Genomic DNA, 13,052 nt, shown 5'->3' with positions numbered 1-13,052 from the left:
CCTCTTTATCACTCACGACCCCCATGTGGAATCGCGCATACGGGCATTAATCGGGCAGTCGGCCGGTGCGGAATGTCCCTTGTGGACAGTTGTGCGGCGGTCGACGTCGATCGAAAACCGTCTTGGTCATTGACGTCGCGAAAGCCACTTTCGGGACGTTCGGCAACTGTCCACAAGGGACGCTTGTTCTCGTCGGGGCGCCCGGTTTGGGCGCTTTGCGCGGGGTCGTGAGTGGTAATGATCGTTCTAACCCTCTTTATCACTCACGACCCCCATGTGGAATCGCGCATACGGGCATGAATCGGGCGGTCGGCCGGTGCGGAATGTCCCTTGTGGACAGTTGCTCGGTGGTCGACGTCGACCGAAAATCGCCTTGGCCATTGACGTCGCGAAAGCCACTTTCGGGACATCAGACGTCGCGAAAGTCGCTTTCGCGACACGCCACATTCGCCGCAATAACGTCACTCCCGGCGCGCGGGCATGGTGACGACGAAACCCGTGCTGCGCCCCAGATCGTCCAGCAGCCATCCCATCCGTTTCGCCGTCCGCAGGATCAGCGCCGAGTCGACGATCGACAGCGGGGCCAAGTCCTGCTCCAGATGTTCCTGCATCCGCATCGATTCCTCGATCGAGCGCATCCACGTGGTCACCAGCAGATTCGCCGGGCCGGGCAGGCTCGCGATCTGGCGGATGGCCGGGTTCGCCCGCAGCCGGTCGACACAGGTCGGCACATGCGCGACGGGCACCTGGCACCACCAGTTGACGACGATCGGCGACGGGGTGAGCCCCTGCGCGATCTCGCACCGGAACGTCAGCGCGTCCGCGGCGATCAGGTGGCCGAGCTGCCGCCGGACGGTCGACACCGGACGGCCGGTGAGCCGGGCCAGGTCGGCGGCGGTGCGGCGGCCGTCCTCGCCCAGCGCGGCGGTCAGTGAGGCGTACGGCTCCTGCCACGGCCGCATCGCCGTCTGCCGTCCACCCGCGCCACCGGACAGCGGCAGCTGGGACAACGCCTGTACGCGCCCCCGGTCCAGCGCGCCCACCCGCCACGAGCTGCCTTCGACGTGCAAGCGCGACACCAGGTGCGAACGGATGTTGAGCACACCGGGAAGCCCGGGGATCGCGTCCAGCAGCAGCGTCGACAGGTCGTGCATGCCGAGGCCGAACACCGTCAGCACCAGGCTGTACTCGCGCGAAGCCTCCTCGATGCTGACCACCGACGGCCAGGTGGACAGCTCGCGGATCAGTGCCCGCACCTGGCCGCTCGCGCAGCGGATCTCGACGTACGCGGCCTGGATCCGGGACCGTCCCGGCACACGCGGATAGGCCGTCACCCAGGCTCCGCCGCCGTCGCGCAGCCGCTCCCACCGCCGCGTCAGCGTCGCCGGTGACGAGCCGAGGGCCTCGCCCAGCTGCGCCCAGGAGGCGCGGGGCCGCAGTTGCAGAGCGTGAATGAGCGAAAAGTCCTCCTCATCCAGCGAACCGATCACCATTTGCGCTTCCAGGGGTTGATGGTTGAGCGATTCCGACAATTCTAGCCCGATATCGGACGTGGATTCGCACACTCGACGACCAAGACGCCGACGTCCGACGCAGAGGAGATCGACCGGTGGACCTTCACGACGACGCTCGAAGCCTGCAGGACGAGCTGGTCCGGTTGCGGCGCGACCTGCACCGCGAGCCCGAGATCGGTCTCGACCTGCCCCGCACGCAGGAGCGGGTCCTGCGTGAACTCGACGGGCTCGGCCTGGAGGTCTCCACCGGGACCGACACGACCTCGGTGACCGCGGTGCTGCGCGGCGAGGGTACGGCCAGGGATTCGGCCCGGCCGCGGACGGTCCTGCTGCGTGCGGACATGGACGCACTCCCGGTGGCCGAAGCGACCGGCCTGGACTTCGCCGCCACCAACGGCGCGATGCACGCCTGCGGCCACGATCTGCACACCACGTCGCTGGTCGGCGCGGCCCGGCTGCTGCACACCCACCGCGACCGCCTCAACGGCGACGTCGTCCTGATGTTCCAGCCCGGAGAGGAGGGCTGGGACGGCGCCGGCGTGATGCTCCGGGAAGGCGTGCTCGACGCCGCGGGCAGGCGCGCCGACGCGGCCTACGGGTTGCACGTCTTCTCGTCGATGCTGCCCAGCGGGCAGTTCGCCAGCCGTCCCGGGACGCTGATGTCCGCGTCGTACCGGCTGCTCGTCACCGTGCACGGCGAAGGCGGCCACGGGTCGATGCCGCACCGCGCCAAGGATCCGATCTCCGCCACCGCGGCCATGATCACCGCGCTGCAGACGATGGTCACCCGGCGGCTGGACATCTTCGACCCGGCGGTGATCACGGTCGGCGTCATCCGCGGCGGCACCAAACGCAACGTCATCCCCGCCACCGCCGATTTCGAGGCCACCGTCCGCTGTTTCTCGGACGCCGCCGGCGCGCTGCTCGACACGGCGATCCGCGAGACGATCGACGGCGTCGCGCGGGCGCACGGCGTCACCGCCGACGTCGTGTTCGAAAGCGAGTACCCGGTCACCGTCACCGACGTCGACGAGACCGCGTTCGGCGCCGAGGTCGTCCGCGAAACGATCGGGGAGCAGTACTACACCGAACTGCCCAATCCGGTGGCCGGATCCGAGGACTTCTCCCGGGTGCTTGCCGAAGTGCCGGGCACGTTCCTCGGTCTCGGTGCGCTGATGCCCGGCCTCGAACCTGACACCGCGCCCAACAACCACAGCCCGTACGCCGACTTCGACCCGTCCGTGCTGGCCAGGGCCGCCACCGTCTACGCCGAACTCGCCGTCCGCCGTCTCGACCGCTTCGCCGAAGGAGCCACCCGATGAGCGCGACCGCGGGCACCGCCACCATCCCGGACCGCCGCCGCACCCTGTTCGGCCTCGGCGCGGGCAACGCGATGGAATGGTTCGACTGGAACATCTACGCGACCTTCGCCTCGTTCTTCGCCGCGCAGTTCTTCAACGCACACGACGAGGTTTCGGCGCTGCTGAGCACCTTGGCGGTCTTCGCGGTCGGTTTCGCCGCCCGGCCCCTCGGCGGCTTGGTCTTCGGCTGGATCGCCGACCGCAAGGGCCGTCAGTTGTCGATGACGCTGACGGTCGCGATCGCCGCCGGTGGCAGCCTCGTCATCGGCTTTTCCCCCACGTACGGCCAAATCGGCGTGTGGGCGTCGGTGATCCTCGTGGTGGCACGGCTGGGCCAAGGCCTCGCGCACGGCGGTGAACTGCCTTCGGCGCAGACCTACATCGCCGAGGTCGCGCCGGCCGGCCGTCGCGGGCTGTGGTCGAGCCTGATCTATTTCTCCGGAACATGCGGCGTGCTCGCCGGTACGCTGCTGGGCGCGGTCCTCTCCGGGGTGCTGAGCCACGATCAGATGCTCTCCTTCGGCTGGCGGATCCCGTTCGTGATCGGTGGCGTCTTCGGGCTCTACTCGCTTTACATGCGGCTGCGCATGCGGGAGACCGGCGTCTTCCTCGCCGAGTCGGCCAAGGACGAAGCCGCCGGGAAGAAGGCCGAGAAGGGCCGGATCTGGCAGACGATCAAGCAGAACCCGAAACTGCTCGTGCAGGTCGTCGGCCTGACCGTCGGCGCCACGGTCATTTACTACATGTGGGCCGTCGCCGCGCCGTCGTACGCGATCACCGTGCGCGGCGTCGACCCGACCGGCGCGCTGTGGGCGGGCGTGTTCGCGAACGTGATCTTCCTGATCGCCTTGCCGTTGTGGGGAAGGCTGTCCGACCGCATCGGCAGGAAACCGGTGCTGTTCATCGCGATCGTGGGTCTGCTGGTGCTGAGCTTCCCGCTGAACGCGATGGTCGGCGACCAGGCCTGGCAGTTGTTCTTGGCGATGTCGATCGCCTTGGTCTTCATGGCCGGGTTCTCGTCCATCGGCCCGGCGGTCTACGCGGAGATCTTCCCGACCCGGATCCGCACCATCGGCGTCGGCGTGCCGTACTCGATCGCGGTCGCGGCCTTCGGTGGTACCGCGCCGTACCTGCAGACGCTCCTCGCCAAGAACGGCCACCCGTCGCTGTTCGTCGTCTACGGCATGGTGCTGATGGTCATCAGCGCCTTGGTCGTCTTCACCCTCCCGGAAACGCGGGGTGTCGACCTGCACGAGAAGACGAACGTGGACGTCGAGGCGAGGACCGTCGCCTGAGCGGACTCGGGGCGGGTGAAGGGGTCTTTCACCGCATGCGATGCGGGTAAAGCGCCCTTCACCCGTGCCAGGCGCACGACACTGGGGCGACTGTGTCCGGTCATGGCGATCGTCGCCAGGGCGCGAGCGCGACTTCGGTCGCGGTCCTCATCGCGGCCTGCAGTGTGGCGGGGTCCGTTCCGTCGGTGTCGTCGAGCAGGGCCTGAAGGGCGCCGGTGACCGCGCCGACGAACGCCCCCGTCAGCGCCGCCGCACCCACCGGGTCGATCCGGTCCGGGAACGCGGCCGCCAGATGTTTCGCGATTTCTCGTTGCGCGGCCAGCTGTTCCTGAAGCGCACGGCCGCGGACGGCGGGCACGGTCTGGATCATCCGGAGCCGCAACGCCGCCAGGGGGCTGACCAGTTCGTCACTGGTCGCGGTGACCTGGCTCAGGGCTCGCAGCAGGACCTCGGCCGGGCCTTCGGCCGGTCCGCGAGTGGCGATGGCGTCGATGGCGGCCTGTACGCGCTCGTCGGCGTCCGGGAACAGCAGCTCTTCCTTGCTGGCGAAGTAGCTGAAGAACGTGCGCGCGCCGATCTCCGCGGCCGCCGTGATGTCGGCGATCGTCGTCTCGTCGTAGCCCTTGCGCTCGAAGAGTTCCGTCGCCGCGTCGATCAGCGCTTGGCGTGTACGGGCTCGCTTTCGATCACGGAGGGACATGCGGGGAGCATACGCGGGGCGGCAGTGAGTGCAAACATGCAGTCATTGCCGATTTGCACTCACTGCTGATACCGTCGTCCGGTATGGAGACCGTGTTGATCTGCGGCGCCGGAGTCGCCGGCTCGACGCTCGCCTATTGGTTGGCACGTAACGGTTTCAAGGTCACTGTCGTCGAGCGGGCCCCGGGCATGCGGTCCAGCGGTAACCCGGTCGACGTTCGTGGGCCCGCGCTGCCGGTTGTCCAGGCCATGGGCGTCGTAGGCCGTCTACGCGACGTCGCGACGAGTGCGAAAAGGGTGTGTCTGCTCGGCGGAGACGGCCGTCGGATCGCCACTGTCGGCCTGTCCGCGGGCAAGGGGGAGGAGCTCGAAGTCCCTCGATCCGATCTCGTCACCGTGCTGCACGAGGCGGTCCGTGGCGACGCCGAGTTCCTGTTCGACGACACGATCGTCGGGTTGCGCCAAGACGAGCACGGCGTCGACGTCACCTTCGACCGGGCCTCACCCCGGCGCTTCGGCTTCGTGATCGGCGCGGACGGCCTGCACTCCGCGGTCCGGCGGCTCATCTTCGGGGCCGAGCGTTCTTTCGTGCGCCCCACAGGGATCTTTGTCGCCACCACGTCGTTCGGCGGCCCGGTCGACCACCCCGGGGAAGTCCTCCTCCACAACACCCCGGGCAGGCTGGTCGCTGTTCACCCGTCGCGGGACAACGGCGGCGTCGCGTTCATCTTCCGTGCCCAGGCCGAGAATGTGGACCATCGGGACACGGCCCGGCACAAGCGGATCGTCACCGCGGCGTACGGCGATGCGGGATGGCGGGTCCCCGAGCTGCTCGAACGCCTGCGGGAGGCCGACGACGTCTTCTTCGACGCGGTCAGTGTCGTCGACCTCCCGTCATGGTCACACGGCCGGATCGCCTTGGTGGGTGACGCGGCCTCCTGTGTTTCCCTGCTCGGTGAAGGCTCCAGCCTCGCGATCGCCGGCGCGTACACCCTCGCCGCCGCTCTGACGTCGGCGTCGTCCGCCGGTTTCGGCCAGTACGAGGCCGAGCACCGCGCCCGGGTCGGGCCCGCGCGGCGTACTGCCAAGATGACCGCGGCCATGCTCGTGCCGAAGACCGGAATCGGCTTGGCGACCCGAAATCTCGTGGCCCGCGCCTGGCGGTGGAGCGTCTGACCGCATGGGCGTGCGCTAGCTTGCCCGCTATGACCGAGCGCGGATCCGTCGTCTGGCCACCGGCCCCGATCAAGACCGAGCGGCTCCTGCTCCGTGAGTCCGAGGCGCGCGACCGAGCGGCGTTCATCGAGCTGTTCGCCTCGCCGGAGGTGGGTACTTACGTCGGTGGCCCTCGGCCCCGTGAAGAGCTCGAACGCACAAGTCCTGAGGTGCCGGGCCGGCGCTTCGGACTGTTCGTCGTCGAACTGGACGGATCGATGATCGGCATGATCACGCTCGATCAGCGCGATGCCGAGCGTCCGGGGCACGTTCGCCCGGACGCCGGGGAGACCGAACTCGGCTACCTGTTCCTGCCGCGGGCATGGGGACGCGGGTATGCCGCGGAGGCGTGCGCGGCAGCGCTCGAGTGGTTCGCCGGCGCGCTTCCCAGTGAACCGGTGGTGCTCTGCACGCAGACTGCGAACGATCCCTCGATGCGGCTCGCGGCGAAGCTGGGATTCATCGAGGTGGAGCGGTTCGAAGAGTACGACGCCGAGCAGTGGTTCGGCGTCTGGCGCCCTACGAATGACGGATAGCTCGGTCGGGCGCCCGGGCGATCCGATCACTACTGCGGTGACCGGATCGCGCTCACCGAGCGCGGCCGCCGATGCCTCGACCAGCATGCGTTGCTGGTCGAGGCATCGCGCAAGTGGCCGGACCTACCCGGCAGGTCAGTGGTCCCAGCGGATGCCGATCCGCCAGTTCACCGGGTACTGCAGCGGACCGGTCGTCAGCGTGTAGAAACTCGCGGGCAGAACGCAGGATTCCGTCTTGGCCGGCGCGTGGATGTAGCCGCCGCCCGAGCAGTTGCCGATCGTCCACTTGAACCAGTGGTCGGGCGAGCCGGGCGCCCCGATCGCGTCGATGTCGACGTGGATGGTGCCGCCGGGGAAGAATCCCGACGCCAGTGAGCAGCTCGTGGTCGTGTAGCAGTCTTTCGGTCCCGCGCCGCCGGCGGCGTCGGCCACGCCCGCTCCGGTGATCGCGGTGCCCAGCACGGTTCCGGCCACGATCGCGGCCGCTCCGATCTTCTTCATTTGACTCCCCAGTCAGATGTCTTCGCTCGAGGGCGAATTGTCGGAACCATACCGGACCGGGCGGATCCGGGAACGGCAGATCGGCAGACCGCTTGCCCGATCGGCCCGACTCGCCCCCTTCACCGAACAGACGGCGGACGCGCTGCGCAAAGTGTTGGACATCGGCGCGGTATCGGCGCTGGAACCGTTGCAGCAGTTGGTCGCCCGTGCCGGGGGAAGGCCGTGCGCCGCCGTGCTCGTCAGTTCGATCCACGCCGGTCTGGCCTGGGGCGGACAGGCCCCGTACGCGATGGCCAAGGCCGCGTTGGATGCGCTGGGCCGCGCGGCCGCCGTGGAACTCGGACCGCGCGGGTTGCGGTGCAACACCGTCCGGCCGGGGTTCGTCATGGTGCCGCGGAACGCGCATCGCTGGCGGGACCCGGGTACCCGCGAAGCCTTGTTCGGGCTTCAGCCGTCCGGCGAGCTCGCCGGACCGGACGACGTCGCGAGCGTGATCGCCTTCCTGCTCGGCGATCGGGCCAGGTTCGTCTCCGGCGAGACCGTCACCGTGGACGGCGCGATGACCGCCGTGCTGCCCGAGCCGCCGCCGTCTTTCAACCGAGGAGGGCTTGGGTGATCTGGCGGGTGGTCTGCGCGGCGACACGGGGGTTCACGGCGGCGTAGGAGACATAGGCGTTCAAACCGGTGGCCAAGGCCCAACCACGACCGCGGGTCCAGGTCGCGTCGTCCACATCGAGCGCGGCGCGGAAGGTGGCTCGAGTTTCGGCTGACATGAGGGTGAAGGCGATGATCAGATCGCGAGCCGGATCGCCGACGCCGAGTTCCCCGAAGTCGAGGACGGCGCTGAGGCGGCCGTTGGTCGTCAACAGGTTGCCGGTGTGGAAATCGCCGTGGAACCAGACCGGCGGACCGCCCCAGCCGGGGGCGGCGAGGGCGGCGTCCCACAGGTCGGTCATCGCCGCGGTGTCGAAGGCATCGCCGACTTTCGCGATGGCGAGCCGCGTCGCCTTGTCCCGCGTGACGAGCGGACGACCGGTGAGATCCTCGGTCGTTCCGGCGTCGATCCGGTGGAGCGCGGTCAGGAACCCGCCCAACGCCACTGCGGCCTCGTGCGAGCCGGACAGGGCGTCCACGGTCGCCACCTCGCCGTCCAGCCATCGCGACACCGCCCACGGCCACGGATAGCCGAAGTCCGCTGTTCCCACTCCCACCAGTGTGGGCACGGTTAGCGGCAGGTGCGGGGCCAGCCGGGGCAACCACTCGGCTTCCTTCGGCGCCTGTTCGATCGCGCCGTCGTGGCGAGGTAGCCGCACGGACAGGTTCTCTCCCAGCCGGTAGATCACATGATCCGAGCCCGCCGGGGCGTACGGAAGCAATGGCAACCCGGCCCATTGCGGGAACTGCGTGTCGATCAGACGCCTCGCCAACGCGATGTCGATCACCGGGGTGGGTTTCACGGTCAAGAGCGGCTCCTGCGGTCGGCGGTGGCAGCGTGTCATGGTCTCTGCCCGGCGATCAACCGATTTGCCGAGCCCGCCCGTGAACTGGGCCCTCGCCTTCCGGGAAATCGACGTGACCGGAGCCCGAACCCGACTTTCGGGCCTACTCGGCGATGTGCCGGGCGCCTACCGTGGCATGGTCTAGACCTCTCATGAGAGGACTCTTGCGATGAAGTTTTCCCGCTCTGTGGTGAAAGTCGCGGTATTGACCGCGGTGTTCGGCGCGGTTTCGGTGTTCACCGCCGTTCCCGCGCTCGCGCATGGCTCGATGGGCACTCCGATCAGCCGGATCATGCGCTGTTTCCAGGAAGGTCCGGAGAATCCGCGGTCCGCCGCGTGCAAGGCCGCCATCGCGGTGGGCGACAGCTGGCCGATCTACGACTGGGACGAGGTCAACATCGGTGACGCCAGCGGCCGTAGCCGCGAGATCATCCCGGACGGCAAGCTGTGCAGTGCCGGCCGGGACAAGTACAAGGGGCTCGATCTGGCCCGTGCGGACTGGCCGGCGACCACGATGCCGGCCAGTGGTCCGTACACCTTGCGGTACCAGCTGACCGCCGCGCACCCGGGCACCTTCGAGCTGTATGTCACCAAGCCGGGTTACGACCCGACGAAACCGCTCAAGTGGTCCGATCTGGAAGACACCCCGTTCTACAAGCAGAACAACCCGCCGATCGCCGGCAACGCCTACCAGTTGAAGGCGAACCTGCCCGGCGGGCGGACCGGCAGGCATTTGATCTACTCGATCTGGCAACGCCACTGGCCCGATTCCGGCGAGGCCTTCTACTCCTGCTCGGACGTCATCTTCACCTGACTTCCGCGGCCCGGCCGACAAAGGTGGCGAACACCGATGTCGGCCGGGCCGGGCAGGGGTCCGCGGGGAGCGGACGAGTGTCCCTTGTGGACAGTCGGGCCTTTAACTGAGGTAGAAGCCGCCGTCGTTGCGGAGGACCGTCGCGACGATCGGGAACCGGCGAGTGCCGTTCCACCAGTGGTAAACGGCGTGGTACTGGCCGTTGGCCGCCTGGAAGAAGTCCATCCCGCCCGGGCCGGGGTGGTTGCCGGGCAGGCCGCGGTAGGGGTTGAGGCCGCCGGTGCCGGTGTACCCGAAGTAGGGCCGCTCGGCCCCGTTCTGCCGCGGTGTGCAGCGCGTCGACGGGATCGGGCCGGTGCCGCACCGGGCGATGCCGGTCGCGTAGCGTGCGCTGTCCCAGTTGTTGCCGGAGTAGGCCAGGTACCAATAGCCGTCGGCGGATTTGAACATCGACGGGTTCTCGATCACGTGCGTGCCGCCGCTCATCCGGATGGTCTCCCAGCCGATGTCGGTGCTCTTCAACGCGTCCCGGCGGGTGTCCCAGTCCGCCATGCCGTTGGACTGGGTGCGCACGACCGAGATACCGGTCTCCGGGTACGAGGTGATCGCGTCGTCCCGGTAGGCGACGTACATGGAGCCGCCCGAGACGAACGGGTTCGCGTCGATGGCCCAGCGGCCGTTGCCCGGGCAGGCCCACTCGACGGGGTTGGTGAACGGTCCTCGCGCACTGCCCGAGACGGCGCGGCCGAGGCATTTCTGGCCGGAGCCCCGCTTGGACGCGGTGTAGTACATGAAGTAGGTGTCGCCGAAGCGGACGACGCCGGGTGCCCAGACGTTGCCCTCCGCCCAGCTGCCCGGCCCGTTGGGCAGTGCGTCGGCCGACGCGCACGTGCCCACACCGACGGTGTTGCCGGAGCCGTGCACGAGCACCGGCACGAACAGTTTCCCGGTCACGCCGCACCGTTCGCCGACACCGGCGCCGACCGTGGTGCCGTAGGTGACGTACGAGCCGTCCTTCGCCTGGACGGTGTCCGGGTCGGCGAGGGGGAACGTCGACTCGGCGGCCGCGGTCGAGACACCGTCGGCCGCGCCTGCCGTGCCGACCGCCGTGACGGTGGCCGTGGCGGTCGTGGCGAGCACGCCGGCCACGAGTAATCTGGTCATCCACTTGCGCATGCTGAATCCCTTACTGGGCAAGAAGAGTGATGTCGGTCAAGAGGAGCACCCGGCCACCCACGGTCGGGGTGGGAAGCCTTGCGGCTGCGATGCCGGGCGAGATTCGCCGGGGTGTCCGGCTGCTCTCCCCGGTTACTTGTGGACGGACAAGTGCGCCGGTTGCAAACTATGTGACCTCACTCGCCAACGGGACAGAAAGCGCGGAAACTGCCGCTCGATGCATCCGTACGGCCTATCGGCGCTGTCGTTCGACGGTGGTGAGCAGCCTGCGTAGCGCGGTGGGGGTGTACCCCAGATGTTCGCGCACGGTTCGGCACAAGTGCGCCTGGTCGGAGAACCGGAGATCGGCGGCGAGGGCGGCCAGGCTGGGCTCACCCGCCTCCAACCGGTCCAGCGCTTGGGCCACGCGGACACGGTTGCGGTAGCGGGTCAGCGAAACTCCCAGTTCGCGGGTGAAGGCCCGGCTGAGCCGGTACGGCGAGACACCCAGCAGGGTGGCGAGCGGGACCAGGCCCTCCGCGGCGGGATGCCCCTCGCCGATCAGACTTCGGGCTCGGGCTACCAGGGTCCGGTCACCGGTGCCCGCCGGATCGCTCCCCGGGGCAGTCGTGGTCACGACCTGCCGGACGGCCTCGGTCACCAGGCTGACCAGTCCTTCGGTCGCCGCGTAGTCCGTGTCGGCGGCGCGGGAGGCGGCCAGGAGCCGCCGGTGGGCGAGGTCGAGCCGGCCGTCGACGTACAGCGACGTGCGTTCCAGCCGTGGTGCGTCGCCGGCCAGCGCGCGCCAGAACGCGGGGGTCAGGCTGATCGAGGTGCACCTGTCGCCGCCGGCGGGATGGGCGAAGTACTCCTCCTCACCGGGCATTCCGAGGTAGCCGACGGTGCGGTCGAGGTCCACGTGGACGCCACGGACCCGGCGGCGGAACCCGCCGCGGCGCACGAGCACGAGCCGCACGTCCTCGCGTGGTCGCTCGGCCGACCAGCCGCGATGGTCGTCCCGGCAGTCCACGTCCGCGACGGCGAACTCCGGGCGGGCCGCGAGCCCGAGGAAGGAGAGCACCCACGGAGGCTATGTGGAGGGTCCGACAGTTCCGCAAGGATCTTCAAGACCTGGGGGACTGGTTCGGGGCAGGTTGGGGACATGGCTTCCCTCAGCAACGAAATCATGGTCGAGTCCAGCGCCGAAGCGGTGTGGGAGGTGATCGGCGACTTCAGCACGGGTCCTTCGCGGATGGCACCGGGGTTCGTGGTGGACACCCGGATCGAGGACGGTTGCCGGGTCGTCACCTTCGCCGACGGCACGGTGGTCCGGGAGCGATGCGTCACCGTCGACCACGACACGCGCCGGATCGTCTACGCGGTGATCGGCGGCACCGTTCGACCGGACCACGACAACGCCTCCATGCAGGTCTTCGCCGACGGCGAACGGCGGTGCCGGCTCGTGTGGGCGCGCGACGTCCTCCCCGACGCCTTGGCCGCGCCGATGGCCGAGGCGATGTCGCGCGGTTTGGAGGTCATCAAGCGGACCCTCGATGAGCCCGGGCGGTGATCTCGGTCGCCGGCTTCTCCTGGCCGGCCGCCCACGACGCCAAGAGGGCCAGACCGTCCGCGGTCGCCGTCCCGGCGGGTGCGGTGTAGACGGTCAGGAGCAGGCCGGGTTCGGCGGGCAGCGCCATCGACTCGACGTCCAGGTCGAGCCTGCCCACTACGGGATGGTGCAGACGTTTGCGTCCGGATCGGTGGAGCTGAACGTCCTGAGACGCCCACCGCCGCCGAAACCGCTGACTGCGCGTCGACAGCTCACCGACCAGGGCGATCAGCTCCTCGTCGTGCGGATCGCGGCCGGCTTCCATGCGTAGCTTCGCGGCCACGTCGCGGACGATCCGGTCATAGTCGACAAAGAACGTTTTCGCCGCCTCGGGATCCAGATACACGAACCGCGCGGTGTTCGCCGGTCGTCGCGGGTCGGCCAGCACGGGTGAATACAGCGCGCGGGCAAGGTGATTCATGGCCAGCACGTCATAACGGCCGTTGCAGATCCACGCTGGCGCGTCGGTGATGGCGTCGAGAACCTGCTGAAGCGCGGGACGCACCGTCACGGCTGGCCGGCGTCGGCGAGTGGGCGCCTTGGAGCGCCGCGCCAGGTGGAACAGGTGATCGCGCTCGGCCTCGTCGAGGTGCAAGGCGGAGGCCAACGCGCCGAGCACCCCGTCGGAGGCGCCGGCGAGGCTGCCGCGCTCCATCCGCACGTAGTAGTCGACCGATACCCCGGCCAGGAGGGCTACCTCTTCGCGACGCAGACCTTTGACCCGGCGGTTGCCGCCGTAAGCGGACAGTCCGGCCCGCTCCGGCGTGATCCGCGCGCGCCGCGAACTCAGGAATTCCTTGATCTCGGTGCGCAGGTCGATCGTGGCCACCATTTCACTGTAAGCCGGTGTCCGC

14 protein-coding genes are annotated in these 13,052 nt (G+C 68.9%); 7 read left to right on the top strand and 7 right to left on the bottom strand.

Annotation, left to right across the window (positions count from 1 at the left end):
• Positions 1-461: 461 nt before the first annotated feature.
• Entirely contained in the window at positions 462-1,493 is a 1,032-nt protein-coding gene (locus tag DMC64_RS39180; protein ID WP_233629983.1) for an Lrp/AsnC family transcriptional regulator, read from the bottom strand.
• 116 nt (positions 1,494-1,609) lie between these two features.
• On the opposite strand from DMC64_RS39180, the gene DMC64_RS39175 reads away from it, so the two are divergent.
• Together DMC64_RS39175 and DMC64_RS39170 are read left to right on the top strand one after the other, a co-directional pair.
• Positions 1,610-2,836 carry a M20 family metallopeptidase gene (locus DMC64_RS39175; protein WP_125737634.1) on the top strand — a complete coding sequence of 409 codons (1,227 nt, stop codon included), beginning with the start codon at positions 1,610-1,612 and terminating at the stop codon, positions 2,834-2,836.
• Positions 2,833-4,170 carry an MFS transporter gene (locus DMC64_RS39170; RefSeq protein ID WP_125737633.1) on the top strand — a complete coding sequence of 446 codons (1,338 nt, stop codon included), beginning with the start codon at positions 2,833-2,835 and terminating at the stop codon, positions 4,168-4,170. The genes DMC64_RS39175 and DMC64_RS39170 overlap by 4 nt, the downstream gene beginning before the upstream one ends.
• Positions 4,171-4,270: 100 nt before the next feature.
• Here DMC64_RS39170 and DMC64_RS39165 read toward each other — a convergent pair whose 3' ends face one another.
• Positions 4,271-4,870, bottom strand: a complete 600-nt coding sequence (locus DMC64_RS39165) for a TetR/AcrR family transcriptional regulator (protein ID WP_037348347.1) — start codon at positions 4,868-4,870, stop codon at positions 4,271-4,273.
• An 83-nt stretch (positions 4,871-4,953) separates the two neighbouring features.
• Between DMC64_RS39165 and DMC64_RS39160 the strand changes: the two genes are divergently transcribed.
• Positions 4,954-6,045, top strand: a complete 1,092-nt coding sequence (locus tag DMC64_RS39160; protein ID WP_125737632.1) for an FAD-dependent oxidoreductase — start codon at positions 4,954-4,956, stop codon at positions 6,043-6,045.
• Positions 6,046-6,074: 29 nt separating this feature from the next.
• Positions 6,075-6,620 carry a GNAT family N-acetyltransferase gene (locus DMC64_RS39155; protein ID WP_125737631.1) on the top strand — a complete coding sequence of 182 codons (546 nt, stop codon included), beginning with the start codon at positions 6,075-6,077 and terminating at the stop codon, positions 6,618-6,620.
• 135 nt (positions 6,621-6,755) lie between these two features.
• Here DMC64_RS39155 and DMC64_RS39150 read toward each other — a convergent pair whose 3' ends face one another.
• A complete protein-coding gene (locus tag DMC64_RS39150) occupies positions 6,756-7,121 on the bottom strand; it encodes a hypothetical protein (RefSeq protein WP_037348342.1) in 366 nt (121 codons plus the stop codon).
• Positions 7,122-7,137: 16 nt separating this feature from the next.
• Between DMC64_RS39150 and DMC64_RS39145 the strand changes: the two genes are divergently transcribed.
• A complete protein-coding gene (locus tag DMC64_RS39145; protein WP_233629982.1) occupies positions 7,138-7,737 on the top strand; it encodes an SDR family NAD(P)-dependent oxidoreductase in 600 nt (199 codons plus the stop codon).
• Here DMC64_RS39145 and DMC64_RS39140 read toward each other — a convergent pair.
• On the bottom strand, positions 7,715-8,578 hold the full coding sequence (locus DMC64_RS39140; RefSeq protein WP_233629992.1) for an aminoglycoside phosphotransferase family protein: 864 nt from the start codon (positions 8,576-8,578) through the stop codon (positions 7,715-7,717). The two genes, DMC64_RS39145 and DMC64_RS39140, sit on opposite strands and share 23 nt — an antisense overlap.
• Positions 8,579-8,789: 211 nt before the next feature.
• Between DMC64_RS39140 and DMC64_RS39135 the strand changes: the two genes are divergently transcribed.
• A complete protein-coding gene (locus tag DMC64_RS39135; protein ID WP_037348338.1) occupies positions 8,790-9,434 on the top strand; it encodes a lytic polysaccharide monooxygenase in 645 nt (214 codons plus the stop codon).
• Positions 9,435-9,536: 102 nt separating this feature from the next.
• On the opposite strand, the gene DMC64_RS39130 is transcribed toward DMC64_RS39135, so the two are convergent.
• Together DMC64_RS39130 and DMC64_RS39125 are read right to left on the bottom strand one after the other, a co-directional pair.
• Positions 9,537-10,598: a family 43 glycosylhydrolase gene (locus DMC64_RS39130; RefSeq protein ID WP_233629981.1), complete on the bottom strand. Its 1,062-nt coding sequence runs from the start codon at positions 10,596-10,598 to the stop codon at positions 9,537-9,539.
• 244 nt (positions 10,599-10,842) lie between these two features.
• Positions 10,843-11,670 carry a helix-turn-helix transcriptional regulator gene (locus DMC64_RS39125; RefSeq protein ID WP_125737629.1) on the bottom strand — a complete coding sequence of 276 codons (828 nt, stop codon included), beginning with the start codon at positions 11,668-11,670 and terminating at the stop codon, positions 10,843-10,845.
• A gap of 81 nt (positions 11,671-11,751) precedes the next feature.
• On the opposite strand from DMC64_RS39125, the gene DMC64_RS39120 reads away from it, so the two are divergent.
• Positions 11,752-12,159, top strand: coding sequence for an SRPBCC family protein (locus DMC64_RS39120; protein WP_125737628.1), 408 nt, complete (start codon positions 11,752-11,754; stop codon positions 12,157-12,159).
• On the opposite strand, the gene DMC64_RS39115 is transcribed toward DMC64_RS39120, so the two are convergent.
• Entirely contained in the window at positions 12,128-13,027 is a 900-nt protein-coding gene (locus DMC64_RS39115) for a helix-turn-helix transcriptional regulator (RefSeq protein WP_125737627.1), read from the bottom strand. The two genes, DMC64_RS39120 and DMC64_RS39115, sit on opposite strands and share 32 nt — an antisense overlap.
• Positions 13,028-13,052: the final 25 nt, after the last annotated feature.

It is taken from the genome of Amycolatopsis sp. WAC 04197 (assembly GCF_003947475.1).
Lineage (GTDB): Bacteria > Actinomycetota > Actinomycetes > Mycobacteriales > Pseudonocardiaceae > Amycolatopsis > Amycolatopsis japonica.
This window is presented reverse-complemented; position numbering and strand designations above follow the sequence as displayed.

Excerpts from the sequence above, each read along its gene's own strand:
- DMC64_RS39180 (WP_233629983.1), bottom strand. The coding sequence starts at position 1,493 with ATGGTGATCGGTTCGCTGGATGAGGAGGACTTTTCGCTCATTCACGCT.
- DMC64_RS39170 (WP_125737633.1), top strand. The coding sequence starts at position 2,833 with ATGAGCGCGACCGCGGGCACCGCCACCATCCCGGACCGCCGCCGCACC.
- DMC64_RS39165 (WP_037348347.1), bottom strand. The coding sequence starts at position 4,870 with ATGTCCCTCCGTGATCGAAAGCGAGCCCGTACACGCCAAGCGCTGATC.
- DMC64_RS39160 (WP_125737632.1), top strand. The coding sequence starts at position 4,954 with ATGGAGACCGTGTTGATCTGCGGCGCCGGAGTCGCCGGCTCGACGCTC.
- DMC64_RS39155 (WP_125737631.1), top strand. The coding sequence starts at position 6,075 with ATGACCGAGCGCGGATCCGTCGTCTGGCCACCGGCCCCGATCAAGACC.
- DMC64_RS39150 (WP_037348342.1), bottom strand. The coding sequence starts at position 7,121 with ATGAAGAAGATCGGAGCGGCCGCGATCGTGGCCGGAACCGTGCTGGGC.
- DMC64_RS39145 (WP_233629982.1), top strand. The coding sequence starts at position 7,138 with ATGTCTTCGCTCGAGGGCGAATTGTCGGAACCATACCGGACCGGGCGG.
- DMC64_RS39135 (WP_037348338.1), top strand. The coding sequence starts at position 8,790 with ATGAAGTTTTCCCGCTCTGTGGTGAAAGTCGCGGTATTGACCGCGGTG.
- DMC64_RS39130 (WP_233629981.1), bottom strand. The coding sequence starts at position 10,598 with ATGACCAGATTACTCGTGGCCGGCGTGCTCGCCACGACCGCCACGGCC.
- DMC64_RS39120 (WP_125737628.1), top strand. The coding sequence starts at position 11,752 with ATGGCTTCCCTCAGCAACGAAATCATGGTCGAGTCCAGCGCCGAAGCG.